The 24,003-nt window shown below is 68.6% G+C and carries 27 protein-coding genes; 13 read left to right on the top strand and 14 right to left on the bottom strand.

Going from position 1 to position 24,003, the window contains the following annotated elements:
- Positions 1–337 precede the first annotated feature (337 nt).
- On the top strand, positions 338–1,309 hold the full coding sequence (locus tag ON29_RS12480; RefSeq protein ID WP_040866382.1) for a DUF5996 family protein: 972 nt from the start codon (positions 338–340) through the stop codon (positions 1,307–1,309).
- A gap of 394 nt (positions 1,310–1,703) precedes the next feature.
- Entirely contained in the window at positions 1,704–1,946 is a 243-nt protein-coding gene (locus tag ON29_RS12475; protein WP_157114064.1) for a hypothetical protein, read from the top strand.
- Positions 1,947–2,023: 77 nt separating this feature from the next.
- Here the strand turns inward: ON29_RS12475 and ON29_RS12470 are convergent, their stop codons facing one another.
- On the bottom strand, positions 2,024–2,575 hold the full coding sequence (locus ON29_RS12470) for a dihydrofolate reductase family protein (protein WP_040866380.1): 552 nt from the start codon (positions 2,573–2,575) through the stop codon (positions 2,024–2,026).
- A 320-nt stretch (positions 2,576–2,895) separates the two neighbouring features.
- Positions 2,896–3,177 carry a hypothetical protein gene (locus tag ON29_RS12465; RefSeq protein ID WP_040866379.1) on the bottom strand — a complete coding sequence of 94 codons (282 nt, stop codon included), beginning with the start codon at positions 3,175–3,177 and terminating at the stop codon, positions 2,896–2,898.
- Between the two features lie 378 nt (positions 3,178–3,555).
- Between ON29_RS12465 and ON29_RS35770 the strand changes: the two genes are divergently transcribed.
- Positions 3,556–3,711: a hypothetical protein gene (locus tag ON29_RS35770; protein WP_157172757.1), complete on the top strand. Its 156-nt coding sequence runs from the start codon at positions 3,556–3,558 to the stop codon at positions 3,709–3,711.
- A gap of 66 nt (positions 3,712–3,777) precedes the next feature.
- On the opposite strand, the gene ON29_RS12460 is transcribed toward ON29_RS35770, so the two are convergent.
- From ON29_RS12460 to ON29_RS12425, 8 genes are read right to left on the bottom strand one after another with little or no spacing between them, the layout of a single operon-like run.
- Entirely contained in the window at positions 3,778–4,719 is a 942-nt protein-coding gene (locus tag ON29_RS12460) for an ABC transporter substrate-binding protein (protein WP_040866378.1), read from the bottom strand.
- Positions 4,720–4,750: 31 nt separating this feature from the next.
- A complete protein-coding gene (locus tag ON29_RS12455) occupies positions 4,751–5,458 on the bottom strand; it encodes a class II aldolase/adducin family protein (RefSeq protein ID WP_040866426.1) in 708 nt (235 codons plus the stop codon).
- A 13-nt stretch (positions 5,459–5,471) separates the two neighbouring features.
- The gene (locus tag ON29_RS12450) at positions 5,472–6,641 is read right to left on the bottom strand and encodes an LLM class flavin-dependent oxidoreductase (RefSeq protein ID WP_040866377.1); all 1,170 of its coding nucleotides are present in this window, start codon (positions 6,639–6,641) and stop codon (positions 5,472–5,474) included.
- A complete protein-coding gene (locus tag ON29_RS12445; protein WP_040866376.1) occupies positions 6,638–7,738 on the bottom strand; it encodes an LLM class flavin-dependent oxidoreductase in 1,101 nt (366 codons plus the stop codon). The genes ON29_RS12450 and ON29_RS12445 overlap by 4 nt, the downstream gene beginning before the upstream one ends.
- Positions 7,735–8,760: an ABC transporter substrate-binding protein gene (locus ON29_RS12440; protein ID WP_040866375.1), complete on the bottom strand. Its 1,026-nt coding sequence runs from the start codon at positions 8,758–8,760 to the stop codon at positions 7,735–7,737. The genes ON29_RS12445 and ON29_RS12440 overlap by 4 nt, the downstream gene beginning before the upstream one ends.
- Positions 8,757–9,536 (bottom strand): ABC transporter ATP-binding protein, encoded by a 780-nt coding sequence (locus ON29_RS12435; RefSeq protein ID WP_040866374.1) that lies wholly within the window; start codon positions 9,534–9,536, stop codon positions 8,757–8,759. Before ON29_RS12435 ends, ON29_RS12440 begins: the two co-directional genes overlap by 4 nt.
- Positions 9,533–10,372, bottom strand: a complete 840-nt coding sequence (locus tag ON29_RS12430) for an ABC transporter permease (protein WP_040866373.1) — start codon at positions 10,370–10,372, stop codon at positions 9,533–9,535. Before ON29_RS12430 ends, ON29_RS12435 begins: the two co-directional genes overlap by 4 nt.
- A 1-nt stretch (position 10,373) precedes the next feature.
- Entirely contained in the window at positions 10,374–11,405 is a 1,032-nt protein-coding gene (locus ON29_RS12425; RefSeq protein WP_040866372.1) for an NrtA/SsuA/CpmA family ABC transporter substrate-binding protein, read from the bottom strand.
- Between the two features lie 255 nt (positions 11,406–11,660).
- Here ON29_RS12425 and ON29_RS12420 point away from each other — a divergent pair, with 255 nt between their 5' ends.
- The 3 genes from ON29_RS12420 (at position 11,661) to ON29_RS12410 (ending at position 13,822) form a co-directional block, all read left to right on the top strand.
- Positions 11,661–12,425 carry an IclR family transcriptional regulator gene (locus ON29_RS12420; protein WP_040866371.1) on the top strand — a complete coding sequence of 255 codons (765 nt, stop codon included), beginning with the start codon at positions 11,661–11,663 and terminating at the stop codon, positions 12,423–12,425.
- Between the two features lie 140 nt (positions 12,426–12,565).
- Positions 12,566–13,393, top strand: coding sequence for an SAM-dependent methyltransferase (locus ON29_RS12415; RefSeq protein ID WP_040866370.1), 828 nt, complete (start codon positions 12,566–12,568; stop codon positions 13,391–13,393).
- 75 nt (positions 13,394–13,468) lie between these two features.
- Positions 13,469–13,822: a hypothetical protein gene (locus tag ON29_RS12410; protein ID WP_040866425.1), complete on the top strand. Its 354-nt coding sequence runs from the start codon at positions 13,469–13,471 to the stop codon at positions 13,820–13,822.
- On the opposite strand, the gene curA is transcribed toward ON29_RS12410, so the two are convergent.
- Positions 13,823–14,839: an NADPH-dependent curcumin/dihydrocurcumin reductase gene (gene curA / locus ON29_RS12405; RefSeq protein WP_040866369.1), complete on the bottom strand. Its 1,017-nt coding sequence runs from the start codon at positions 14,837–14,839 to the stop codon at positions 13,823–13,825. It lies immediately after the preceding gene.
- A 60-nt stretch (positions 14,840–14,899) separates the two neighbouring features.
- Positions 14,900–15,247 carry a Rossmann-fold NAD(P)-binding domain-containing protein gene (locus tag ON29_RS36560; RefSeq protein ID WP_174371814.1) on the bottom strand — a complete coding sequence of 116 codons (348 nt, stop codon included), beginning with the start codon at positions 15,245–15,247 and terminating at the stop codon, positions 14,900–14,902.
- On the opposite strand from ON29_RS36560, the gene ON29_RS12395 reads away from it, so the two are divergent.
- From ON29_RS12395 to ON29_RS12385, 3 genes are all read left to right on the top strand, one after another.
- The gene (locus ON29_RS12395; RefSeq protein WP_040866367.1) at positions 15,228–16,034 is read left to right on the top strand and encodes an LLM class flavin-dependent oxidoreductase; all 807 of its coding nucleotides are present in this window, start codon (positions 15,228–15,230) and stop codon (positions 16,032–16,034) included. The genes ON29_RS36560 and ON29_RS12395 overlap by 20 nt on opposite strands.
- 546 nt (positions 16,035–16,580) lie before the next feature.
- Positions 16,581–17,330 carry an LGFP repeat-containing protein gene (locus tag ON29_RS12390; protein ID WP_083863402.1) on the top strand — a complete coding sequence of 250 codons (750 nt, stop codon included), beginning with the start codon at positions 16,581–16,583 and terminating at the stop codon, positions 17,328–17,330.
- A 35-nt stretch (positions 17,331–17,365) separates the two neighbouring features.
- Complete coding sequence (locus ON29_RS12385; RefSeq protein WP_051175134.1) at positions 17,366–18,376, top strand: zinc-binding dehydrogenase; 1,011 nt, start codon at positions 17,366–17,368, stop codon at positions 18,374–18,376.
- Between the two features lie 558 nt (positions 18,377–18,934).
- Here the strand turns inward: ON29_RS12385 and ON29_RS12380 are convergent.
- Entirely contained in the window at positions 18,935–19,831 is an 897-nt protein-coding gene (locus ON29_RS12380; RefSeq protein WP_040866366.1) for a Sco1979 family transcriptional regulator, read from the bottom strand.
- A gap of 255 nt (positions 19,832–20,086) precedes the next feature.
- On the opposite strand from ON29_RS12380, the gene ON29_RS12375 reads away from it, so the two are divergent.
- The 3 genes from ON29_RS12375 to ON29_RS12365 all read left to right on the top strand — a co-directional run bounded on the left by ON29_RS12375 (position 20,087) and on the right by ON29_RS12365 (position 22,844).
- Entirely contained in the window at positions 20,087–20,920 is an 834-nt protein-coding gene (locus ON29_RS12375; protein WP_040866365.1) for an SAM-dependent methyltransferase, read from the top strand.
- Between the two features lie 283 nt (positions 20,921–21,203).
- A complete protein-coding gene (locus ON29_RS12370) occupies positions 21,204–22,124 on the top strand; it encodes an SAM-dependent methyltransferase (protein ID WP_083863401.1) in 921 nt (306 codons plus the stop codon).
- 15 nt (positions 22,125–22,139) lie between these two features.
- Positions 22,140–22,844 (top strand): DUF6081 family protein, encoded by a 705-nt coding sequence (locus ON29_RS12365; protein WP_040866364.1) that lies wholly within the window; start codon positions 22,140–22,142, stop codon positions 22,842–22,844.
- A 105-nt stretch (positions 22,845–22,949) separates the two neighbouring features.
- On the opposite strand, the gene ON29_RS12360 is transcribed toward ON29_RS12365, so the two are convergent.
- Positions 22,950–23,153, bottom strand: a complete 204-nt coding sequence (locus tag ON29_RS12360; RefSeq protein WP_040866363.1) for a hypothetical protein — start codon at positions 23,151–23,153, stop codon at positions 22,950–22,952.
- A gap of 401 nt (positions 23,154–23,554) precedes the next feature.
- Here ON29_RS12360 and ON29_RS12355 point away from each other — a divergent pair, with 401 nt between their 5' ends.
- Positions 23,555–23,851 carry a hypothetical protein gene (locus ON29_RS12355; protein ID WP_040866362.1) on the top strand — a complete coding sequence of 99 codons (297 nt, stop codon included), beginning with the start codon at positions 23,555–23,557 and terminating at the stop codon, positions 23,849–23,851.
- Positions 23,852–24,003: the final 152 nt, after the last annotated feature.

Here is a 24,003-nt window from a genome sequence, read left to right as displayed (position 1 = left end):
GGCCGCGGCTATGGTGTGGGACCCGAATTCCCGCCGGCGAGCCCGGGCAACCGGGAAGGGTGCCGCGCTGCCGGTGGCGAGCATGCCATCACCGCACGACAGTTGGCCCCGCCGACCTCGAGGCGCAGCTGTCGGCCGCGGAGCCGCTCCTCGCTCCGAGTCATAGGGTTCGGAGTCACACCCGAACGTTGCCAGACAGTTGCCAATCGCAGCGCATGTCGGGCTTCCCGGTGCGTTACCAGCAGGTACGGTGACGATCGAAGCGCTGCGCTGCGCCTTCGCGGGCGTCCGCGCACGGCACTGGCACCGAGAATCCCGAATAGACGGAGGTGTGGCAGTGACAGGCTCCGAGACCACCCCTGGGCCGTGGCCGGCGTTGCGCGTCGATGATTGGACGCCCACGCGCGAGACGCTGCACATGTGGACGCAGATCGTCGGCAAGATCAGGCTCTCGCACGCTCCGCTGGTCAACCACTGGTGGCAGGTCACCTTCTACCTCAGCCCGAGGGGGCTGACCACCTCCGCCGTGCCGCATCCGACAGGGTATTTCGATATCGAATTCGACTTCCTCGATCATCGGCTGCACATCCGCTCCAGTGACGGCCGTACCCGGCAGATCGCGCTCGAACCGAAGCCGGTAGCGGCTTTCTACGGCGAAATCGTCACCGCCCTCGGCGAACTCGGTATTCCGGTGCGAATCCAAGCCAAGCCGAACGAGGTCGAGCCCGCCATCCCGTTCGCCGAGGACTACGAGCATCGCTCCTACGACGCCGCGGCCGCCACCTTGTTCTGGCGGCAATTGCTCGCCGCCGATCGCGTCATGCACCAGTTCCGCTCCCGCTTCATCGGCAAGGTGAGCCCGGTGCACTTCTTCTGGGGCGCGATGGATCTGGCGTGCACCAGATTCTCCGGCCGAGCCGCTCCGCGGCATCCGGGTGGCGCTCCCAACTGCGGCGACTGGGTCATGGAAGAGGGCTACTCGCACGAACTGAGCAGTTGCGGCTTCTGGCCGGGCGGCGGCGCGGAAGGCGCCTTCTACGCCTACGCGTACCCAGAGCCCGAGGGGTTCGCCGACTACCGGGTCGGTCCACGAGAGGCCTTCTACAGCCAGGACTATCGCCAATTCCTCCTGCCGTACGAGGCAGTGCGCACGGCCGAAGCGCCGGAGCGAGCGCTGCTCGAGTTCCTCGACACGACGTATGCCGCCGCCGCCGACCTCGGCCACTGGGACCGCGCCGCCCTGGAGGCCGACCCGGAGCGCTGGCAGCACAAGCGCCGGGCGCACGGCACGGACGGTTCACAATCGTGACCGCCTGCCGCGCAAGGTGCGCGAGCGCACCGTCACACCCCACCGATCCGTCGGCAGTGGCGCGTTCCGCGCGTCGATAGGCCTCGCGACTCGGGCACGAGACTTCGCGCCGATCAATAGAGCGCGGCAGAACCTCCGTCGTATGCGCACAGCTTCGGCGGCCCCGCAGCAGGCGCGCCAGCGTCCGAAGACCTGATGAACGGCACGATATTCAGGTCAAGTCGTCTAGCCAATGCCCATCACCCCTGGTCACCCGCGAAAACCGCACCCTACTAGAGGCAAAGCTTCCCAGTCATGGGGAAAGTTACTCGCTAGTGGTGCACCGATCAATGTATCGTTATATGACGGCACGTTAATCGACGGGATGAATCTTATGCACAACACGAGCAAGCGCGTGACAGTGCGTCGAGTGGTGGCCTCGGCGCTGATCGGCGGGGCGGTCATCACGGCGGCGGCAGTCGCTTCGCCCGAGTCCTCGGTGACCACCACAGCGGATCGGTATTCGCACAACCCGGCCGACAAGCGCGGTTCCGGGGTGGGTGAGCGGGCCCGCAGCAGCAACCACGGTGGATACCAGGGACGCAACGAGCGCCCGTGCCAGTACACCCCCGAGGGTTACTGCACCGGAGGGCGCTGACATCCGGCTCCGCTCGCCACACCGGCGGCGAGCCGGATCGCCCGGGCGGCCCGCAAGGGCCGCCCTTCCGCGTTTCATCAGGCCGGGGCGGGGCCGTATCCGAGGTGGACGACGCCATTGGCGTAGACCTCGTGCTCTTCGAGTGCCAGTTCGGTCGCCTCGACACCCTCGCCCCACAGGCGCTTGCCCTTGCCGAGCGCGATCGGATAGACGAACAGGTGCAGGTCGTCGACCAGCCCGTCCGCGAGCAGCGCCCGCACCAGTGTGCCGCTGCCGCTGACGTAGATGGCACCGTCGACCTCGTTCTTGAGGTTGCGGATGACCTCGGGATCGTAGGCACCGAGGCGAATGCTGTTGGCCCATTCCGCCTGCGGCTCCCGCGCCCCGACGACGTACTTCGTCGTGTCGTTGAAGAACGGCGCGCCCGGATCGTCCTCGACGGTGCGCGTCGACCAGGCCGGGGCGAACATCTCGAACGTGGTGCGGCCCAGCAGGATCGCCTTGGATGCCGAGGTGATCGCGCCGAGGGTCTCCCCCATCTTCGGGTCGAACCCGTACCCGAAGGTCCAAGACGGATCCTCGTATACCCCGTCGAGTGCGATGAACTCGTGAACTGCGATGGTGCCCATGGTGTTTCCTTTTCTCCAGTGCGGCCGTCGTCGCCGGGCACGGCCGGTGCCGCTGTCGAGAACGTCACGGCCGGGCTCCGCCTTACGGGTTTGCCTACGGTCGGGCCGTCACCTTCGAGACGGACCCGGTTCGCGGTTGCTTTCTACCGCACCAACGGCGTCTCGGCTCGCGCCGCGCGCAATGCACAGGCCCACCACCCCGGCTGGTCGAGTGCGGCATCGACGGCCTCGTCCGCCGAGCGGGCCGATCCTCGCCACCGAAATGCGAGCGCCGGCCCGCGGTCGATGCCGGGCCGGCGCGTCACGAGTCCGGGCCCGTGTCAGCCGATGATCGAGTTCATGATCGTGCCCGCGCTGGTGGCCACCGCGCCCCCGGCCATCGCGCTGGCGACCATCTTCGGCGACTGGAGGCTGCCGCCGTTCCATTTCTCCCACGCGAACCGGCCGCCGCCGTAGGTGATCGCCGTGATCCCGGACAGCTGGACCAGCCAGGTGAAATAGCGGCCCATCTGCATCAGTTTGTCCGCCAGCGGCGGCTCTTCCGCGGTCGGATTTTCGAACTGCTGCGCGATCACGGTGTCGTGCAGCGCGGCCAGAATCATGCTCACGTTCGTGCTCCTTTTCGCATGCCGAGGTGATGCCGGAGACAGATTCGAGAGAAAGAGCTGCGCTACCGAGGAATTCGGTGCGCCACGGGCACTGCGACGCTCACGGCCGCCGATCCGGCGGTCCCGTGTCGTGGTCGTGTCCTGTTTTCCGGTGGTTCGCCGGGAAACGCGTGACAAGATCGATTAGATCGTATGGCGAAGATGTATTCCCCGCGACACACCGGCGTCCGCATGATTCAACTCACAGCCTCCGGCCGTGCCGGACGACGCTGCGACCTCTACGATTTCACTTAGTGCAGGGGCTGACATGATGTCGGTGCAGTGCGGCGCCGAACCTTCCGCTGAGATCACCGTGACCGCGGGGAGGGCACAATGCACACCGCTTTCTTGATTCCACTGTTCCTCACGCTGTTGATCGTCACCGCGACGGCTGTCGTCGCCGGTTACGCCACCGTTGTCGCAGCCTATTGGTTCGAGCTGCGCTCCACCGAAAGACACGGCGGGCGGCCGGATATCTCGCCGCGCTGACATTTCCTCGCACACGACGAACGGGCCGGGGTTTTTCTCCGACACCCGGCCCGCCGTTTCGTCCGATCAGACCGTTACGCCGGATTTCGCGATCACCGTCTCGCCGATCCACGGCAGGACGGCGTCCCGGACCCGGACCGTACTCGGCAGCAGGCCGTTGGCGGCCAGCAGATCGGCCGCGTACTGCTGTTCGTCCAGGAATTCCTCGGAAACGGGCTGGACACCGAAGGGCCTGCCGCGCAGGGCGGCTTCCCACGCGTCCGGGCTCGCCGTCCCACCGCGGGCCACCACGTCGTCCACGAAGTACTGGGCGGCCGCGCGCGGGTTCTCCTGGATCCACGCGTCCGACTGCTGCAAGGCGGTGATGATCGCGGTCAGCGCCGCGCGGTTGCCTTCGGCGAAGTCCCGCCGGGTGAACCACAGTGAGGGGTGGCTGAACAGCGACTCCGTGTCCACCAGCGTGCGCAGGTCGGCGGCCGCCTCGATCGCGGCGAGACCCGGATACGCGCCGACCCAGGCGTCCAGGTCACCGCGCAACAGTGCCGCGCCGCCGTCGTGCACATCGATGTCCACCGGTTCGATGTCCCTCCACGCCAAGCCCGCGCGGTCCAGCGCGAGCAGCGCGAGGGTGGTCTGCCAGGAACCGTGCGCGATGCCGACCCGCTTGCCCTTCAGATCCAGCACCGTCTCGATGCCGGAATCGGCCTTGGTGACCAAGCGGCCGTTCTCCACCCTGGGTCCGGAGATGCCGACGTAGACGATGTCGCGTCCGTTGGCGAGCGCGGTCAGCGGGGGCGTGAAGCCGGTGCCGATGAAGTCGTAGCCGCCGTCGAACAAGTGATCGGAATGCAGCGACGGCAGCCCTGTCCTCGGGTCCACCGGCGCGGGGCGCGGCAGGTCGCGCAGGTCGACCCATTCCACCTCGGGCAGCAGATTCTCCAAGATGCCACGGTGGCGCAGGACGAACAGGGAGTTGTTGTGCGGGAAGTAGCCGACACGAATGGTCATTGATCGCTCCTCGTTTTCGCGGTGGCGGCGGTCAGATCAGGCCGCGGCGGCGGGCCTCGTCGGCGAGGCCGGTGCGGCTCCACTGCACCGCGAGGTTGGACGGATCGAATTCGGCCGAGCCGCCGAGGGATTCGGCGATCGCCTGGTATTGCGCGCCCTCCTCCAGCAGCACGACGAACTTCGCCAGCTCCAGCAGTCCCGAGCGGCCGATGACGTTCGCTCCGCCGTTGGCCTCGAAGATCGCGACCAGGTCCGGGTCGTCGACCAGTTTGGAGAGGATGAAATCGCCCGCGCCGACGCTGCGGTCGATGTGCGGCGGGATGGCCCTGGACAGGGTGAGCCGCTGGGAGGCCGCGTAGCGGATCGGCAGTGTGCGATGGGTCTGCGCCCACCCGCCCAGCCACGGGGTGTGGATGTGCACCACGGAGGTGATCTCCGGGTGCGCGCGGAACACCTTCGCGTAGCCGGTGATGAATCCGGCCGAACCTGTCCCCGACAGCACCTCGCCGTCGAAGGTGGCGACCACCGGCGCGATGGCACGGTCGTCGGCCCACGGCCCCGGTTCGTTCAGGGCGACGGCGATCTCCTCGCCGGGCACGCGCTCCACGAAATTGACGGTGCCGTTGCCGGAAACGGTGCCGGTCTCCCGGAACACCCGGAACGCCTTGTCGGCGTCGCGGGTCGCGGCGGCGGCGAAGGCGGTGACGGACTCCGGCAACCGGGTCTCGGTGGTTGTCATCATTTCTCCTGAATCATCGAGCGGGGGAAAGGGCGGCCGCGGCGGCGGGCGCGGTGAGCCGGGATCGGCCGAGCAGTGGGAGCACCTCTTCGCCGACGCGATAGGCCTCCTCCAGGTGCGGGTTGCCCGCGAGAATGAACGCGTCGACGCCGAGAGCGATCAGCTCGTCGAGCCGCTGCGCCACCTGCTCGTAGCTGCCGACCAGGCCGAACGCGGGGCCGCCGCGGATCAGGCTGAATCCGCACCAGACGTTCGGCTGCACTTCCAGGTCGCGGTAGCCGGTGATGGTCTCCGGCACCCACCCCTGGATGCGGGCGGCGCCGACCGAGTCGCCTCTGGCGGCCCGCTCGGCCGCGCCGCGGTCGACGAAGGCCCAGCCCTTCTCGATCTCCGCCCAGGCCGCCTCCTCGGTATGCCTGGCCAGGATGTCGATGCGGACGGCGAATCTCGGCGCGCGTCCGACGGTTCCTGCGTGCGCGCGCACACCGTCGAACTTGGCGCGCAGGTCGGCGAACGGCTCCAGCCAGGACAGGTAGTAGTCGGCGTGCCTGCCCGCGGCCCGCACCGCGGCGGGCGAGGATCCGGAGAAGTACACCTCCGGAAACGGCTGTCCGGCGATGCCCGGCGCGAGTGCGGCGCCCTCGGTCCGGAAGAACCGTCCGTCGTGATCGTAGGGATCACCGTCCCACACGCCACGCAACACGTCGAGGAACTCGCTGGTGCGGGCGTAGCGATCGTCGTGCGAGACCTTGTCGCCCCACCACAGCTGGGCGGGCCCGCCGCCCCCACTGATGATGTTGTAGACCAGTCTGCCGCCGGTCGCGCGTTGCAGGCTCGCCGACATCCGCGCCGCCTGCACCGGGTGCAGGAAGCCGGGCTGGAAAGCGACCATGAAGCGGTAGGTGGTGGTCTCCCCGGCCAGCGCCGCCGCGACCGCCCACGGGTCGTCGGTCACCGGGAACGACGGCAGCAGGCCGCCGAGGAATCCGGCAGATTCGGAGGCCTTCGCCACCGCCGCCATGTGGTCGATGTAGCCGTAGCCGTCGAGTTCGCCGCCTCGGATGGCGGGTGCGATATTGCCCGGCCCGTATCCGTTGGCGTGGCCGCGGTTGTAGCGGCGCGGCGTGCGCAGCGACGCGTGGTCGCCCTCCATGCCGATGCGCCAGTAGATGTCGATGGTCATGCGATCGCCTCCTGCGCGGTCAGGGTGCGGCCGACCGGGTCGGCGAGGAACAACAGGTGTTCGCCCGCGCGATGCAGCTCCTCGATGTGCGGGTGCCCGGCGAGCACCACGCTGTCGACGCCTGCCTCGGCATAGGACGAAAGACGCTGCGCGACTTGTGCGTAACTGCCGACGAGCCCGATGGTCGCGGGGTATCCCAGGTCGGCGAACCCCGCCCAGCGGCCGTCGCCGAGATCGTGTTCCCGTGCGTCCGGCCCGTCCGGGCGCACCTCGCGCCACAGGCGTTCGGCGCGAGCCCATGCCTCGTCTTCGGTTTCCCGCGCGATGACCGGCAGCTCCAGCCCGGCGCGCACCGTCCGTCCCGCCGCCGTCGCGCGGTCGCGCAAGGCGGTGATCGCCGTACCGACGCCCGCCTCGGTCTCGGTGAAGACGTGCACGTCCCCATGCTCGGCCGACAGCTCGAGCGCGGCGGCGCCATCGCCGGTCAGGTAGACCGCCGGGAACGGCAGTCCGGACAGGATGCCGCGGAAGCCGCCGTCGATCACGTCGTAATGCGTGCCTGCGTAGCGGAACCCGGTGCCCGCGAAGCCCGCGGAGGGGACGGCGGCCTCGTTCCAGACGCCGCGGGCCACGGTGAGGAACTCCGCCGCCCTGGCGTAGCGGTCGTCTCCGGTGACGCGATCCCCGCGCGCCCGCGCGTCGGCGGGGTCGCTGTCCACCGCCAGTCGCCAGGCCAGTCGGCCGCCCGAAATGCGTTGCAGAGTGGCGGAGATCTTCGCCGCGTAGACCGGAGTGCCGAACGCGGGCTGGAATTCGACCACGACGCGGGAGTGGCGGGTGCCGCGCAGCGCCCCGCCCGCCACGATCCACGATTCCTCGCCGTCCGGGTCGTAGGGCGCGAGCACCCCGTCCAGTCCGGCCAGTTCGGCGGCATTGATGATCTGGGCCAGATCGTCGAACGGGCCGAAGCGTCCCGGCCGAAGGTCGGTCGCCGGGGTCACCGGAGCGGGCCCGCCGAATCCGCCGCGATTGCGCTGTCCGGGTCGAGCGTGCCGGCCGTCGCCCCGGGAGGGCAAGCGCCACAGGAACTCCGTCATGCGGGGACCTTCCCGGCTTCGACCAGTTGCCTGGCCTGGGCCAGCGGCTCGTGCGCGACCCAGGAGTCCAGGTCGAAGTCGGCGGCGAGGAAACCGTGCGTGTAGAGGAATTGCTTCTGCACGCCGATCAGCTCGAGGCGTTCGTCCGACAACGAGGGGTGCAGGTCCCGGTGGAAGTTCTCGCCGTACGCCGCGACCACACCCTCCGGCCCGGACAGGGTCTCCCGCTGGAGCACATCCCGGACCCCGTGCAGGTTGCCCGCGGCCCAATCCGCCGCACGCAGGCTCTGCGCGAGGAATTCCACGACCACCTCCGGACGCGCTTGGAGCAGGTCGGAGTGCACGGTGATCGGGCGTGGCGTGCCGTTGTTGACCCGGAAGCGTCTGGTCTCGGTCGCGTCCAGGTCCACCGCGACGCGCAGCCCGTGCTCGCGCGCGACTTCCTGGGCGCGGGCGCCCTTGACGTAGATGGCGTCCACCTCGCCGCGCAGCAACTCCTCGACGCCCCAGGTGACCACCCGGCGATTCGCCTGGACCTCCGTGCGCACCTGAGGGTTGCGCTCCACGCCGATCTCGACGACGCGCACGTCGGCGAGGGTGTGACCGCCGAGCCGCAGTGCGTTCGCGAAGCCGTGTAAGGCCATCGCGCGGGGGAAGCTGCGTGCCTGGTCCTGTGCCCAGGCCGGGACGCCGATGCGCAGACCGGCCAGCTCCGCGGCGCCGCCGACGGTGGACTCCGGACCGACCAGAATGGCTTGCGCCTCATCGATCCAGGTCAATCCGATCAAGCGGGTCGGCGAACCGTGGGCGCGTGCCGCCAGCGCCGGAACGTTGCCGCCCTCCCGGATCAGCCCGGACAGGTCGTGCTGGAAGTGGTGGCCGGCCAGTTCCGGCCCCGCGTCCTGGAGGACGCCGAACTCCAGCCCGGCTCGCGCCGCGGCGTCGCCGAGCCAGCCGAGGCTGTGCGCGAGCCCGCTCGCGGTGGGTACCGGGCAGCGGGTGTACCAGAGGGTGTCGGTCATGAGGCACTCCTTGGAGCGGGCGTGGTGCGGCCCACGCCGAGCTGACTGAGGAAAAGGGATTGATAACGCAAGATTTCGGGGTCGGCGCGGTCGCGCGGGCGGGCCACGTCGATGCCGACGTCCAGGGCGAAGCGCCCCTTGTCCAGGATCAGCACGCGGTCGGCCAGGCGGATCGCCTCGTCGACGTCGTGGGTCACCATGAGCACCGCGGGACGGTGCCGAGCGACCAGGTCGCCGACAAGGTCCTGCATTTGCAGGCGGGTCAGCGCGTCCAGCGCCGCAAAAGGCTCGTCGAGCAGCAGCAGTTCGGGTTCGCGCACGAGGGCGCGGGCCAGCGCCGCGCGCTGCGCCTCGCCGCCGGAGAGCGTGGCGGGCCACTGCCGGGCTTTGCCGTCGAGGTTGACCTCCGCCAGGGCGCGCAGCCCGGCTTCGCGGTTGCGCCGGGAACGGCGCTGCCCGACGACGACGTTCGCCAGTACCCGTTTCGAGGGGATCAGCCGCGGCTCCTGGTAGACGGTGGTGCGCCGCCCGGGGACGAGCACCTCCCCCGCATCGGGCGCTTCCAGCCCGGTGAGCAGGCGCAGCAGCGTGGTCTTACCGGTGCCGCTGGGTCCGAGCAAGACGACGAACTCGCCGCGCCGGATGGTCAGGTCGACGCCGTCGAGCACCGTCTTGTGGCCGAACGACTTGCGCAGGCCGGTGATCGAGACGGCGACCGGTTCGGCCACCGCGGGCGCGGTGGTCACCTCCGCCCCGCGTTCGGTGACGGCGGTCATCGGATCGCCACCTGTCCGCGCCAGGGCATCGCGAAGCGCTCGGCCAGCCGCACCAGCCCATCGAAGACCAAGCCCAGCAACGCGTACAACACGACGCACAGCACCATGTAGTCGGTGCGGTTGTACTCCTGGGCCAGGGTGACCAGATAGCCCACGCCTTCCCTGGTGCCGACCTGCTCGGCCGCGATGAGACCGGTGATGCTGATCGACAGGCACACCCGCAGCGCCATCAGCACACCGGGCAGGGCCGACGGCAGGACGACCTCGAGCACCAGCCGCGGGCCGGTCAGCCCGAAACTCCGAGCCGCCTCGACCATCTTGCGATCGACGTTGCGCACGCCGAGATAGGTGTAGGCGTACATCGGGGCCACCGTCGCGACGGCGATGAGCAGCACCTTGTACAGCTCGTCGATGCCGAACCAGGCGATGAACAGCGGCACCAGCGCCAGGAACGGCACCGCGCGCAGGATCTGCATCGTCGAGTCGACCAGTTCCTCACCGAGGCTCGACAGCCCCGACAGCAGACCGAGCGTCAGCCCGATGGCCACACCGATACCGACGCCGAAAGCGGCGCGCACGAACGACGCGATCGCGAAGTCGAGCAATTGGCCGGTGCCGAGCAGTTCGGTGAACGCCGTCCACACCGCGGGCGGGCCGGCCAGCACGCGCTCGGAGAGCGCTCCGGTCGCGGAGCCAGCCCACCAGCCTGCGACGATCAGTACGGGGAGCAGGAACCGCAACGGCACCGACAGCCAAGCGGGTCTGCGCTTTCCGGCGCGGTTACGGGGCGGGGCGAGTTCGGTGGGAACCAGCCCCGCCGCGGCGATCACCGCCATCTCAGCTGCCCGCCTGGATCGCGGCCAGCTGCTCGGGCGTCAGCTTGGACTTCAGGTCGTAGAAGATGTCGGCGGCGGTGATCTTGCGACTGATCACGCCGTTGCCGAAGAAGGTGTTCACCACGTCGGCCAAGGCGGCGGCGTCCGCCTCGTTCGGCAGGTGCGGCACCGTGGCCTCACCGCCCACCCGGTAGGCGTCGGTGAGCCGCGCGCCCGACAGTGCCCGCGGGCCGGTCTTCTCGAAGACGTTCTCGAAGTCGGCGGGATTCGCCCGCTGCTTCGCCGTGAGGTCCTGCAGCACGTCGAGGTACTTCGCCGCCACGTCCGGGCGCTGGTCGAGCACCTCGGTGCGGAATACGACGACCGTGTTGTCGTTGGAGCCGATGCTCTTCTCCGTGGCGATTTCGACACCGCCGTTGGCCTTGGCCTCCTGGTAGGGCACCAGGAACGACGCCCAGCCGTCCACCTTGCCGGTCGCGAACGCCGAGGCGGCGTCCTTCTGCTGCAACGGAACCCGTGTCACATCACCGGCCGGGACGCCGGCCTGTGCGAGCGCCTTGAGCAGGATGTATTCACCCTTGGCCGCGGGATTCACCGCGACGCGCCTGCCGACCAGGTCGGCGACCGAGTGCACGCCGGACTCCGGGGTCACGATGATGCCGCTCTGGTCCTTGCCCGCCGGATCCTGCACGGCGACGATCCGCACGCCGACGTCCTTGGACAGCGCGCCGACGACCGGGCTGAACGCCGCGCCGGAGACGTCGAGTTCCTTGGTGTTGAACAACTTCAGGTTGGAGCTGAAGCCGGGGGTGATGGTGACCCACTCGATCTTCGCGCCGAGCGGCGCCAGCGCCGCGTCGAAGGTGCCGTCGCGCTTACCGACCGCCAGCGGGCCCGAGTTCCCCGGGTCGGCGACTTTGAGCACGAAGGAGGCGCCTGCGCTGGTGTCGCCGGTGTCCGAACCACACGCGGCGACGCCTGCGACGAGGGGAACGATCGCTAGCGCGATGCGCATGAGGGCTTGCCGCCACATCGTGAGGACTCCTTGTCCGAGTTATCGATCAATGCTCTCGCAGAGTAGGGACGACGACGCCGGTTCACGAGGTAATGCTTTCCGAGGATCGGAAAGCTTGACATATCGTGTTCTCTAGAGTTTCGGCTCAAATCCGATGTCAGGCAGCTTCTAGCGGGACGATTGCGAGGAGGACCGTGACAACTTCGGCCAAGGTTTCCAAATATCGGAAAGCGCAAACCTTTTTGCCCACACTGTTGTGTTACCGTCGGAACCGTGGAACCCTCCGGCGTGCAGACCGTCGCCCGTGCCCTCTCGGTCCTGGACTGCTTCCGCGACGGCCGGGAGCGCGGCGTCTCGGAAGTCGCGCGGCAGCAGGGTCTCGCGGTCAGCACCACGCACCGTCTGCTGGCCACGCTCGTACAGGCGGGTTTCCTGGAGAAGAACGCCGAATCCAGCCGCTATCGCACGGGCGGCGCGCTGGCGGAGTGGGGACAGATCGCCTACCGCCAGCACCGGATCTATCTCGCCGAGCCGTATCTGGAACAGCTCGCGGGCACCACCGGAGCCAGCTGCTCGGTCGCCACCCGCCACGGCATCCACGCCGTGCTGCTCGGCACCAGCCGGTGGCGGGAGACCGACGGGCACGAACTGCAGGGCGTGCGGCTGCCGCTGCACGCCAGCGCGCTCGGCAAGGCCCTGCTCGCCTGGTCGGAAACCACCGACGACCAGCTGCGCGAGCTTCCCTACGACGAGGGAACCGAGCGCTCGGTATCCGGGCCCGACGAGCTGCGCAACGAACTGATCACCGCGCGGGAGCGCGGATACGCCTACAACGACGAGGAACTCGATCCCGGCTTCCGCACCATCGGCCTGCCCATCCTCGATCCGGCGAGCCACTGCCGATTCGCGCTCGGTCTGCGCGGGCCCACGACGCTGATGATTCCCGAACGCGTGCCGTTCTTCGTCGAGCTCGCGAAGATCACGGCACAGGAGATCTCGGCCAGGTTCGCCACCGCCGGTCGGGTTTCCGGAAAATAGGACGATCCGGTCGAAAATCCGCCTGCCGCAGGTGCGCCACCCTATTGTTGACGCGTAATCGATAGCGCGAGGTCGTCATTCGGGAGGCGACAGCGGTGCCGCGCCGGGCACGGTCCGGCGTCGCCTGGGAAAGGAGTCGCATGACGAACGGTCACGCGCGGGTGCGCGCCGGGTCGTCGCCCAAGCTCGATACCGGCCTCGCCCACGAGGCGCGGGTCTACGACTACTGGCTCGGCGGCAAGGACAACTACCCCGCCGATCGCGCCCTCGGCGACACGATCGCCATGCACATCCCGGCCATCCGCGACATGGCCCGCGCCAATCGCGCGTTCCTCGGCCGCTCGGTGCGTCATCTGGCCGGCGAGGCGGGCATCGATCAGTTCCTCGACATCGGCACCGGCCTGCCCACCGCGGGCAACACGCACGAGGTGGCCCAGCGGATCGATCCGGCCGCACGGGTGGTCTACGTCGACAACGACCCGCTCGTGCTCGCCCACGCCCGCGCCCTGATGGCGAGCACACCGCAGGGCAGGATCGAGTTCCTCGACGCCGATCTGCGCGATCCGAGCGCCGTCCTGGACGCGCCCGTCCTGGCCGACACCTTCGACCCGGACCGGCCCATCGCGATCTTGCTGGTCGCGATCATGATGTTCTTCCGCGACAGCGACGATCCACACGGTATCGTCGGCAGGCTGCTGGAGGCGGCGCCGTCCGGCAGCTATCTGGTGCTCACCCATTCCACCGGTGATTTCGACCCGCGGGCCATGGCGCGCGCGGCGGCCGCCGCCGAGCAGGCCGGCATCGCCTTCCGCCCGCGCAGCCGCGACGAGGTCGAATCCTTCTTCGCCGGAACCGCACTGGTCGAGCCGGGCATCGTTGCGGTCGACGCCTGGCGGCCGGACACGGATGCCGCTCCGGCCGGGGCGCGGTCCGCCTGGTACTGGGCGGGCGTCGGGCACAAACCCTGAGCGGCGTTTGAGCCGCCGCCGCGCGGCAATCACGTCGGAGGTATCCGGCGGACGCGGACGGGTGAGGTGGTGGACATGGTCGACGACGTCGAGAAGCGCTGGCACGATCCGCGCGGGTTCCGCCGCGCGGCGACCTACGTCGCCTCGGTGCTCGCCACCGCCGCGCTGGTCTTCCTGCTGAGCCTGCTGTGGGCCGCCCAGCGCGAATGCGCGGACGCGGACCGGCTGTTGTGTGACAGCACCGCGGAGGTCGCCGTGGTACTCGGGCCCGCGGTGGTCCTGCTGATCGGCGGCATCGGCGCGTTCGTCGAAACCTACGTGCAGTGGCGCCGCGGCCGGACCTGGCCCATCTGGCAGGGCGCGGGCTGGTTCCTGTTCATCCTCATGCTGGTCTATCTCAGCATCGGCGGCGGCGCGGCGGCACGCTGATCAGTCGGCGACCCGCACGACCACCTTGCCGAAGTTGCGGCCCTCCAGCATCCCGATGAACGCCTCGGGAGCGGCGGCCAAGCCGGTCACGACATCCTCGAGGTAGCGCACGCGCCCCTCGGCGACCCACTCACCCATCTCCCGCAGAAAATCCGGGTAGAGCTCGCGGACGAATTCGGTCTGGATGAATCCGCGCACCGTGAGACTCTTGGTCAGGATGCGGCCGTAGTAGGCGGGCAGCCGGTCCGGGCCGTCCTGCTCGCCTGCCGCGTTGTAGTTGGCGATCAGCCCGCAGACGGGCACGCGCGCGTAGGTGTTCAGCAGCGGATAGACCGCGTCGGCCACCGCGCCGCCGACGTTCTCGAAGTACACATCGATGCCATCGGGGACCGCCGCCGCCAGCTGCTCGGCGAAATCGGGGGCGCGGTGGTCGAGCGCGACGTCGAAGCCGAGTTCGTTCAGGTAGGCGACCTTGCGCGGGCCACCCGCGATGCCCACCGTGCGGGCGCCATCGATCTCGGCGATCTGGCCGACGGCCGAGCCCACCGGCCCGGTGGCCGCGGCGACCACGAGCGTCTCACCCGGCTGCGGCTTGCCGATCTTGCGCAGTCCCGCGTAGGCCGTGAATCCCGGCATGCCGAGCACTCCGAGGGCGGTCGAGACCGGAGCCTTCGCCGGGTCGAGCCTGCGGACATCGCGCGCGGCGGCGACATCGTGGGTTTGCCAGCCCGAATAGGCCAGCACCACGTCGCCTTTCGCCACCGACGGGTCGCGTGATTCGAGTACTTCGGCCACGGTCGCGCCGACCATCACCGCGCCGATCTCCACCGGCGCGGCATACGACTCGGCCGAACTCATCCGGCCGCGCATGTACGGATCCAGCGACAGGTACCGGGTGCGCAGCAGGACCTCACCCTCGGCCGGAGCGGGGAGCTGCGCGGTCTCGGTCCGGAAATTCTCCGGGGTGGGCGCACCCACCGGCCGGGAGGCAAGCACGATTCGCGTCGACTCGACCATCCGCCCACCCTAACCCGCAAGCGCGGGCGTCGGACGCCCGCGCGCAACCGTGTCCGGCGATCACCAGCACGGCGCTTTCGGCCCCAGGAACAAGCCGCCGTTCACCTCCAGCGTCTGTCCGGTGACCCAGCGCCCGTCCTCGGAGGCGAAGAAGTAGACGACTTCCGGCGTGGCGAAACAGGTGACGCCGGAGAAGATGTTGACGATGCGCCCGCCGTCGCGCAGCAACGGCAACGCCCGCTGCACGATGAACAGCGGCGCCCGCAGCTTGTCCCGCGCCCTGGTCGAGGCACTGCTTCCGGCCGCAGCTTCGAGATGAGCGTCCGGGATATCGACTCGAGCGAGCGGAACATTGGCGCGAGTGCCGCGGCTTCGTAGCGTCGTGACCATGACCTTGGAAATCGGCACGATCCTGCCCACCTCGACGCCCGATCCCGCGCGACCCATCCTGGGCGACGTGCGCGCCGCCGCCCGTCTCGCCGAGCAGATCGGCATGGACTCGGTGTGGTCCACCGATCATCTCGTGGCCAGCGCGCCGATTCTGGACAGCACCGTGGTGCTGGCCACCGCCGCCGCCGTCACCGATCGCGTCCGCATCGGTTACGGCGTGCTGCTGCTCGCGTTGCGGCCGGTCGCGTGGGCCGCGAAGCAGATCGCCGCGCTCCAGTACGTCTCCGGCGACCGGTTGATCCTCGGCGTCGGCACCGGCAACCCGGCGCACGGGGATACCGGATGGCGGGCGGCGGGCGCGTCTTTCGCCGAGCGTGGCCGTCGCACGGACGAGGCGTTGCGTGTCCTGCCCGATCTGGTCGCCGGGCGGCCCGCGGTACTCCCGAATGGCACCGAGGTCACCTTGGCACCGGGTGCAACCATGCCGCCGGTGCTGATCGCGGGCGACGGAGAACGGGCGCGACGGCGCGCCGCGGCCTACGCCGAAGGCTGGATCGCCATCGGACTCGAGCCGCCTCAGGTCGCCGCGGCCGCGGCCGAATTGACGACGCTCGCAGAGGAATACGGCCGCCCACCGCTCGAAGTGACGATCGTGGCGCCCCCCTTGGCGACCGATCCCGGCCAGGCCGCCGAGCAACTGGCCGCCTACGCCGAGGCGGGCGCCGCGCGCGTCGTCCTCGCCCCGTCCGGAAGCGAATGGCAGGCCGGCTACGAGTTCGCCGCGAAAATCAAAGCGCAGCTCTGATCGCTCTCACCCGGCGCGCCGATCCCAGCGTGAGGCCGAAAAGCACCGCCGCGATCCCGCATCCACCACCCGCCAGGCGAAAAAGGGCGAGCAGCCGTGCGCCGAAGCCCAGCGCGGTGGACCGAGGACGCCAGGCGGCATCGCCCCCCGGTGATCCGGGCTCAGGCAAATACTGGCGACGGAGCAGAGTAGCGCCACGGTGTTCAGCGGAAGCGGCGTGCGCGTTGCGCTGATGACAACGGATCCCCCTGCCCGGAAACCTGTTCGGGCTGGACACGCCGCCGGGCCAGAGGTGCAGGCACCCTGCCCCGGCGGCGCCGTATCCGAGAAGGTGCGACCGTGGGCACGGTAGCACCGCCAGTTTGTTCGGAGCCCCGGACGACTTGGATGGGCCGCTCACGGGAACTATCGGACGGCACGACACCAGGCCGGTCGACTACCTCGTATTCCTCCGGATCGGGACGCGGCGAGGTAATTTGATCTTCGCTACGCCGACCACAGCTTCAGCTCCATCCCGCACCCACCCGAGATGCACAGGAGTTCACTTTGGCACGGCACCGTCGCCCGAACCGCTCGACCACCCGCGGCGCTTTCGCCATCGCCGCCGCGCTCGGCACTCTGCTCACCGGCATCGGAACCGACGCGGCGGCACGCCCGATCGGCCCCTACGACGTCGGCGGGGCGATCGAGGTCGAATACGACGAGGCCGGTGGGCCCGCGTTCTTCGGCGATCCGGTCACGCCCGACTCGCCCGCCGCCGGCGGTGGCCGCTACCAGGCGTTCGAGCGCGGCTCCTCCATCTACTGGCACCCGGACACCGGAGCCCATCAAGTCGGCGGGGCGATCCGCGACAAATGGGGCAATCTCGGTTACGAAGGCGGAGCGCTCGGCTATCCCGTGGCGCGGGAAGCGGCGACACCCTCGAAACCGGGCAGCTACAACGTCTTCCAGAACGGGTCCATCTACTGGTCCCTCGGCACCGCCGCGCATCAGATCGGCGGCGCGATCCGCGACAAATGGGGTGCTTACGGGTGGGAGAGCAGCCCGTTGGGGTTCCCCATCACCGACGAATCCCCTGCCCGCTCGGGCAACGGCCGCTACAACCTCTTCGGCGGCGGAGCCATCTATTCGGCCCCGCGCAGCGGCACCCACGTCGTCTGGGGGTCCATCCGTGAGTCCTGGGAGGCCGCGGCGGCCGAAGCCGGACGCTACGGCTATCCCACCAGCGACGAATACGACTTCGAGAACGGCAAAGCCCAGGACTTCGAGGGCGGCCGCATCACCTGGACGCCCTGACCGCACCGGCGAGTGCCGTAGAAGGAGTTGAGGACATGCTTGCTGGACGACTGTTCCCGCGCGCCGCCGACGGGCAGCGGTTCCGCCTGGAGGAGGTGCCGGTACCGACTCCCGGACCCGGCCAGGTGTTGATCGAGGTCGCCGCCGCCGGTGTCTGCCTGTCGGATGTCCACCTCATCGAGGGCGTGCTGTCGCCGATGTATCTGACGGACGAGGCGGTCACCCTCGGACACGAGGTCGCGGGCAGGGTGCACACCGTGGGGCCCGATGTCCGGGGGCCGCGGCCGGGTGACCGAGTGTTGTTGCAGGCCGGCGAGATCCGGGACGGCAAGACCTACACCCGCGGCGTGGACTACGACGGCGGCTGGGCGGAGTACGCGCTGGCCGCCGCCGACACCGTGGTGCCCATTCCCGATGACCTGCCGTTCGAGCAGGCGTGTTTCATTCCCGACGCCGTCTCGACGCCGTGGGCCGCCATCATCCGCACCGGCCAGGTCCGGGCCGCCGAGTCGGCGGGCGTATGGGGCGTGGGCGGACTCGGCGCGCACGGGGTCCAGTTGCTCCGGCTGATCGGCGCAGCGCCGATCATCGCCGTCGACCCGCTGCCCGCCGCCCGGCAGCGTGCGCTCGAATTCGGAGCGGACCTCGCACTCGATCCGTCCGATGCGGACCTGACGAAGAAGGTGTACGCCGCCACCGGAGGTGCCGGACTCGATGCCGCGTTCGACTTCGCCGGCGCCGCGCCCGTGCGCGAACAAGCCGTCGGATGCCTTGCCGACGAAGGCCGCCTGGTGCTGGTCGGACTCACCGACAAGCCGATCACGATCACCAACGGCACCATCTTCAGTTTCCGCCAACAGCAGCTGCGTGGACACTACGGCTCCGAACCCGATCATGTGCTCGAACTGGTGCGGCTGCGCCGCGCCCATCGCATCGATTTCGCCAAATCGGTGAGTGCCGTGCTCCCGCTGGCCGAAGCGGACAAAGCGGTACAGGCATTGGAGAACAAGGAAGGCAATCCGATCCGAATCGTGCTGACACCGTGAACTTCCGGCAATCCGGACGTCGGAGCGATCCGTAACGGCTCCGCCGGCGACCCCAACTCGCATTGGGGTCGCCGTGGCCGAACCAGCCGCTGCCCGAGCCTTTCCTCAGACCCCGACCTCGACAGGAATCCTGCCACATCACCGCGGCCGCGTCGCATCGGTGATCTTCCATCGGTACGTACATGCGCGCGTGCATGTGCATTGGCACCACCGGTCTCGAAATACTCGAAGATCGAGGTGGATAGACGCCGATCGATAACGGATGAGCATCGGCAAGGGTTCGGCGATGCCGAACTGTTACCTTTCGTAGGTCTCATTTCGACGAGTTATGGCCGAGGACAACAGAATTCACACCCCGGTGCGAGGATTCGATTCGGGTGCTGCACGATTGACCGCGACGTCCCCGAATCGATCCGACCGCCCGGTTTTCAAACGGCCGAGACTGCCCCGCTCCGACTGTGCGCAGTACCACATGCGGGGAGAAGGTCGATGCGTTGAGCAAACTCCCCGCGCAAGCCGCACGGCGAGTGCGGCCCGCTCGGCGGCGTCGATCGCGTCTTACTCGCCCGAGCGCATGCCGCCGAGCAACTCGCGTAGGAAACCGATGCTCTCGGCCGGAGACAGCGCCTCCACGCTGATCCGGTTCATGACCGACATGTACAGCTCGACATCGCGCTGCTTGTCGAAATACAGCGAGCTGGTGAGCTGCTCGGTGTAGACGATGTCGGCCAGCTCGGGTTCCGGGAATCGAAGGATGCTGAACGGGCCACCCGCGGCGGAGTGCCCACCCGCCGAATACGGCAGTACTTGTATCCGGATGCTGGGACGGTCGGCCATCGTGACCAGATGTTCGATCTGCTCGAGCAGAACCTCCACCCCGCCGACCGGCCTGTGCAGCGCGGCCTCGTCGATGACCGCCCAGAGCGTCGGGGCGGCCGCCCGGTAGAGGATCTGCTGGCGGCGCATGCGAATGGCGACGCGGCGTTCGGTCTCGTCGGTATTGCCCAGCTGGATCACCGCGCGCGCGTAATCGGCGGTTTGCAGCAGCCCGGGCACGAATTGCGCCTCGTAGGTCCGGATCGTGGTGGCGGCCTGTTCGAGGCCGATGTAGGTCTCGAACCACGCGGGAAGCAGATCGCTGTAGTGCTGCCACCAGCCCGGATCGTTGGCCCGGCGAGCCAGTTCGAGATACGTTTCGCGTTCAGCGGGGTCGACAACGCCGTAGAGGCTCAGCAGGTCGCGCAGGTCACGTTCTTTGAAACCGGTCCGGCCCAATTCCAGTCGGCTGATCTTGGCGTGCGATCCGCGGATGGCGTCGCCCGCGGCCTCCCTGCTGATTCCGCAACCCTCGCGCAGCTGTCGCAACCGGCTGCCCAACGCGATCCGAAGGACGGTCGGACCACGTTCTGCGGCAGGAAAATCCGCGTTGTCACCGGCATCATCGTCGTTGCTCATGCATGCCTCCGGCCGATCGGGGGTTAGACCGCGGGGCGTAGTGCCTCCACCATCGCAGCTGTCTGAACGTCGGCTGCAAATCCTACTAGGCCGTTCCCGGACGGCGGTCCAGGCGCGAGTGCGTGCCAGGAACGCCGGGGCGCAATCATGGATTCGCAAGAGTGCCAACGCAATATCTTGCCCACAAATCCGAGCGAGCCCGCGGCGGTATGCGTAGAGTCGCCCCCGACGGTGGCCACGCGGAGGAGGAGCGCCATGACGTCGGCAGAGGGATCGACCCGCCTAGCGGGTGTAGACCCGGCGGTGCCCAGCATCGCGCGCGTGTACGACTACGCCCTCGGCGGGACGGACTGGTACGAATCGGACCGGCAGGTATACCAGCACCTGAAGCGGGCGGTGCCGCACCAGGACGATGTCGGCGCCGCGAATCGGCGCTGGCTCGAGCGGGTGGTCCGGTACGTCACCCGGTCGGCGGGCATCGATCAGATCCTCGACCTGGGCAGCGGACTGCCCACGCAGAAGAACACCCACGAGATCGCCCAGGAACTCGACGCCGCGGTCGCGGTGGTCTACGTGGACAACGACCCGGCCTGCGTCGTCCGGGGGCGGGAGGTGCTCGAAGCCAACGAACGCACCCACTTCCTCGACTCGGACCTCACCCGCCCCGCGGATGTGTTCGACAGCCTCGCGGTCAACCGTCACCTCGACCTGTCCCGCCCGATGTTGCTGATGCAGTGCGGCACTTTGCACCACGTCGATGACGACCAGGACCCCGCGGGCATCATGCGGCGGTATATCGATCGTCTCGCACCAGGCTCCTATGTGATGATCAGCCACTTCTTCGATCCGGCCGACGAGAACGAGCATCTGCACGTCTTGGCCAGGCGGGCCGAGCGGGCATTGCACGACGGGGGTCTCGGCACCGGCCGGTGGCGCACCCGCGCGGAGATCCAGGCGTTCTTCGACGGACTGGAAATGGTTCCACCGGGATTGGTGGAGTTGCACGAATGGTGGCCCGGCGGCCCCGCGCTGCGCACGCCGTGGCCCGACGAACGGCTCATCCTCGGCGGCGTCGGCCGCAAGACGTGAACCCGTCCCCCACCACGGAGCCCGATATGACTTCGAACGACGTGCAGAACACCGAGCAGGACATCCACGACGAGCCGGCCGGTTTCCTCGGTTGCATGAAACCCCAACGATCACCACCGCACTCGGCCGATGTATCGACCGGTTCGTATGCTCGGTCGTGGTCGGCGATACCGCCGTCGGTCCACGAAATCAGCGCCCGCCGAACGTATCCGCACGGATTGCCCGCCGATTCGGCGGACTCTAGGCTGGTGAGCCAGGCGACGGAAACTACAGAGAGGTCTCCATGTCCGAGCACGCTCCCCAGACCGGTGTTCGCGCGCCGGTAGGCGTGGACACGACACGCGCGAGCATCGCCCGCGTCTACGACGCCACCCTCGGTGGCAAGGACAATTACGAAGTCGACCGCTACGTGCGCGACAAAGTCGCCGAAGTCGCGCCGCGGCAGAGCGATGTGGCCCGGATGAATCGCCGCTGGCTGCACCGCGTGGTGCGCTATCTGGCCGGGACCGTCGGCATCGACCAGTTCCTCGACATCGGCGCGGGGCTGCCGACCGTCGGCAATACCCATGAGATCGCCCAACAGCAGAATCCCCAGGCGCGCGTGGTGTACGTCGACAACGACCCGGTGTGCAACATCCACGGCCGCGTCCTGCTCGAGCGCAACGAGTTCACCCACTTCGTGCCCGCGGATCTCACCGCGCCGAAGACCTTGCTGTCGCACTCCGACGTCACCCGACACCTCGATCTCACCCGGCCGCTGGCGCTGATCCTGTGCGGCATCCTGCATCACGTCGACGACGACCTCGATCCGGCCGGAATCATGCGTCAGTACATCGATGCGCTGCCCGCGGGCTCCTACGTCGCGATCACGCATTTCTACGATCCGGCCGACGGCGGCGAGGCACACGAGATGGCCATCGAACTGCAACGGCGTTTCACCGAAATGGGCTTGGGCTCCGGCTGGTACCGCACCCGCGAGCAGATCGCCTCGTACTTCGGTGATCTGGAACTGATCGAGCCCGGCCTGGTCGAACTCGACGACTGGTGGCCGATGGGTCCCGCGATCCGCCCGCGCATGACCGAGGAACGTCTGCTGCTGGGCGGCGTCGCCTACAAGTCCGGATCGTCGAACGGCGTCGTGACCCCACTGCGCCGCCGCGCGACCGAGGACGACCTATCGGATGCCGCCGGACCACACGGCTGAAAGGTAACTGCCGCAATGACTTACGACGACCTGAACGGACCGGACCTCCGCGAGGACCGGTGGCGTCATCTGGAGGTCCCGCTCGGGCCCGGCCAGAGCTGGCGCTACGCCGACCCGGCCGCCCGTACCGAGGTCGGCGAGGGCGCCGTATCGGTCCGGATCGACGCCTTCACCCGATCCCACGCCGACGTCCAGATCCTGGACAACCCGAAGCATCTGCTGGTGTCGACCGAAACGTTCGATCTCACCGGCGGTGCACGGACTTTCACCGTGCAGATGGCGGCGGAGAACATCGGCGCCACCGGCGAGGACTACCGGGACGGCTTCGCCGCGTTCAACGTCCTCGATATGAGCAGCGCCCAGGTCTTCGACCTGATCGCGACCAGCAAGCACGCCTACGCCATCCACGAGCGGCTGTTCGTGCCGGGCGTCGTCCCCGCGGAAGAAGCGTTCACCCACGTGGTGCACGCGCCGCTGGCGGGGATCGACATCAAACCCGGAGAGTTCCACCGCTACAGCGTCACGATCGACCGGGCCGCGGGCACCGCGGGCTGGTACGTCGATGACATCCCGGTGTACACCACCCGCGCGCCGCAGCTGCCCGAGACGGTGCAGATCGGTTTCGGCATCATCACCTTGCATCCGATCGAAGACGGACACAGCACGTCGCTGCGCGGACAGGGTCTGCACGCGTCGTGGCGCGACTTCACGGTGGAGTGACCGGCGTCGCCGAGCGACGCGGATTTCGCTGAAACAACTGATGCCCAGCCGCACTCGGCTGGGCATCAGCTACGTCACCGCCTGCCGGGCGGCCCTGACCGCCGGTCAGACACTCTCTTTGCGCGGCCATTCGACGCTGCCCGACCGGGCATATTCGCCCGGCGCGATACCGTCCTCGTCCATGCCGTACTCGTAGTCGTACTCGTCCGACTCCGTACGACGGCGCGGATCCCACACCATCGCCACGGCCGACACGGCCAGCAACGCGACGACAATGGCCGCGATGACTACATAGAGCACGTCTTCCACCCTCCTGAAGGAAAAATCGAATAGCACACCGCCGTGCCGGATACTCAACGCGCACAGCTTCTTTGACGCCGCAGGCATAGTAAGCCGCAGCACCGGGAATCGGACATTCCGACGGCGGTTACCGGCCGGTCGCCACCGGATCCGGACCGGGCGGCAACGCCCGCCGATTCCCCGGAAACGCCCCGCGAACGTTCAGCGTCGCTTAGGCTCGGCACAGTCCCGGTGGCTCCGGGACATCCGGCGCGGCATCGGTATGCCCAAGCCTGCCGCGATCGCTGGTGGTAGCGGTGGGGTTCACCCCATTAGATGAACCTCGCCGTCCCGCCGCTTCCCGTGAAATCGCAGGGACATTCGCGTGGAATCACCCGCATCGGGCATCCTTCGAGCTACCGTCTTCGGTCATGGACGACATCGAACTGCAGCCACCGACCGTCGCCTCCGCCAAGCACACCGGCCTGGTCCTGGACATCGCCATCCTCGACATCCACAACCCGCTCGCCCGGCCCGGCGAGACCACCTATCCGTACGTTCGCTGCACCGACCACCGGGTCCTGCGTCTACCCGAGCCGTTGCACCGGTGGGCCACCGAGACCATCGCGCTCAACCACGCCCAGCACGCCACCGGCGCCCTGCCCCTCTTCCCGGGGCAGGTCGAATTCGGCATCCTCGACGGCACCATGTACGCCGAAGTCCTCTGACCCGAATCCATGACGAGAGCCCGGTCGACACGGCCGGGCTCTCACGCGTTCCGGGGATTCGCCGCCGCAGGCCGGATGCGCGTGACTGCCCAACCGTGTGCACGTCGGCCGAGGCGGGCCAAACCATCGGTGTTCCGCCGCCGGAGTGGCCC

The sequence above is a fragment of the Nocardia exalbida NBRC 100660 genome (assembly GCF_000308575.1).
In the GTDB taxonomy this organism is placed as follows: Bacteria; Actinomycetota; Actinomycetes; order Mycobacteriales; family Mycobacteriaceae; genus Nocardia; species Nocardia exalbida.
The sequence above is the reverse complement of the archived record's forward strand: the minus strand, read 5'-3'. Positions and strand labels throughout refer to the sequence as shown.

Coding starts and splice junctions, on each gene's coding strand:
- ON29_RS12380 (WP_040866366.1), bottom strand. CDS start 19,831: ATGAGCAACGACGATGATGCCGGTGACAACGCGGATTTTCCTGCCGCA.
- ON29_RS12435 (WP_040866374.1), bottom strand. CDS start 9,536: ATGACCGCCGTCACCGAACGCGGGGCGGAGGTGACCACCGCGCCCGCG.
- ON29_RS12430 (WP_040866373.1), bottom strand. CDS start 10,372: ATGGCGGTGATCGCCGCGGCGGGGCTGGTTCCCACCGAACTCGCCCCG.
- ON29_RS12470 (WP_040866380.1), bottom strand. CDS start 2,575: ATGGGCACCATCGCAGTTCACGAGTTCATCGCACTCGACGGGGTATAC.
- ON29_RS12460 (WP_040866378.1), bottom strand. CDS start 4,719: ATGACCATTCGTGTCGGCTACTTCCCGCACAACAACTCCCTGTTCGTC.
- ON29_RS12355 (WP_040866362.1), top strand. CDS start 23,555: ATGGACGACATCGAACTGCAGCCACCGACCGTCGCCTCCGCCAAGCAC.
- ON29_RS12455 (WP_040866426.1), bottom strand. CDS start 5,458: ATGACAACCACCGAGACCCGGTTGCCGGAGTCCGTCACCGCCTTCGCC.
- ON29_RS12445 (WP_040866376.1), bottom strand. CDS start 7,738: ATGACGGAGTTCCTGTGGCGCTTGCCCTCCCGGGGCGACGGCCGGCAC.
- ON29_RS12395 (WP_040866367.1), top strand. CDS start 15,228: ATGACCTTGGAAATCGGCACGATCCTGCCCACCTCGACGCCCGATCCC.
- ON29_RS35770 (WP_157172757.1), top strand. CDS start 3,556: ATGCACACCGCTTTCTTGATTCCACTGTTCCTCACGCTGTTGATCGTC.
- curA (WP_040866369.1), bottom strand. CDS start 14,839: ATGGTCGAGTCGACGCGAATCGTGCTTGCCTCCCGGCCGGTGGGTGCG.
- ON29_RS12375 (WP_040866365.1), top strand. CDS start 20,087: ATGACGTCGGCAGAGGGATCGACCCGCCTAGCGGGTGTAGACCCGGCG.
- ON29_RS12465 (WP_040866379.1), bottom strand. CDS start 3,177: ATGATTCTGGCCGCGCTGCACGACACCGTGATCGCGCAGCAGTTCGAA.
- ON29_RS12370 (WP_083863401.1), top strand. CDS start 21,204: ATGTCCGAGCACGCTCCCCAGACCGGTGTTCGCGCGCCGGTAGGCGTG.
- ON29_RS12365 (WP_040866364.1), top strand. CDS start 22,140: ATGACTTACGACGACCTGAACGGACCGGACCTCCGCGAGGACCGGTGG.
- ON29_RS12450 (WP_040866377.1), bottom strand. CDS start 6,641: ATGACCATCGACATCTACTGGCGCATCGGCATGGAGGGCGACCACGCG.
- ON29_RS12415 (WP_040866370.1), top strand. CDS start 12,566: ATGACGAACGGTCACGCGCGGGTGCGCGCCGGGTCGTCGCCCAAGCTC.
- ON29_RS12385 (WP_051175134.1), top strand. CDS start 17,366: ATGCTTGCTGGACGACTGTTCCCGCGCGCCGCCGACGGGCAGCGGTTC.
- ON29_RS12425 (WP_040866372.1), bottom strand. CDS start 11,405: ATGTGGCGGCAAGCCCTCATGCGCATCGCGCTAGCGATCGTTCCCCTC.
- ON29_RS12410 (WP_040866425.1), top strand. CDS start 13,469: ATGGTCGACGACGTCGAGAAGCGCTGGCACGATCCGCGCGGGTTCCGC.
- ON29_RS12440 (WP_040866375.1), bottom strand. CDS start 8,760: ATGACCGACACCCTCTGGTACACCCGCTGCCCGGTACCCACCGCGAGC.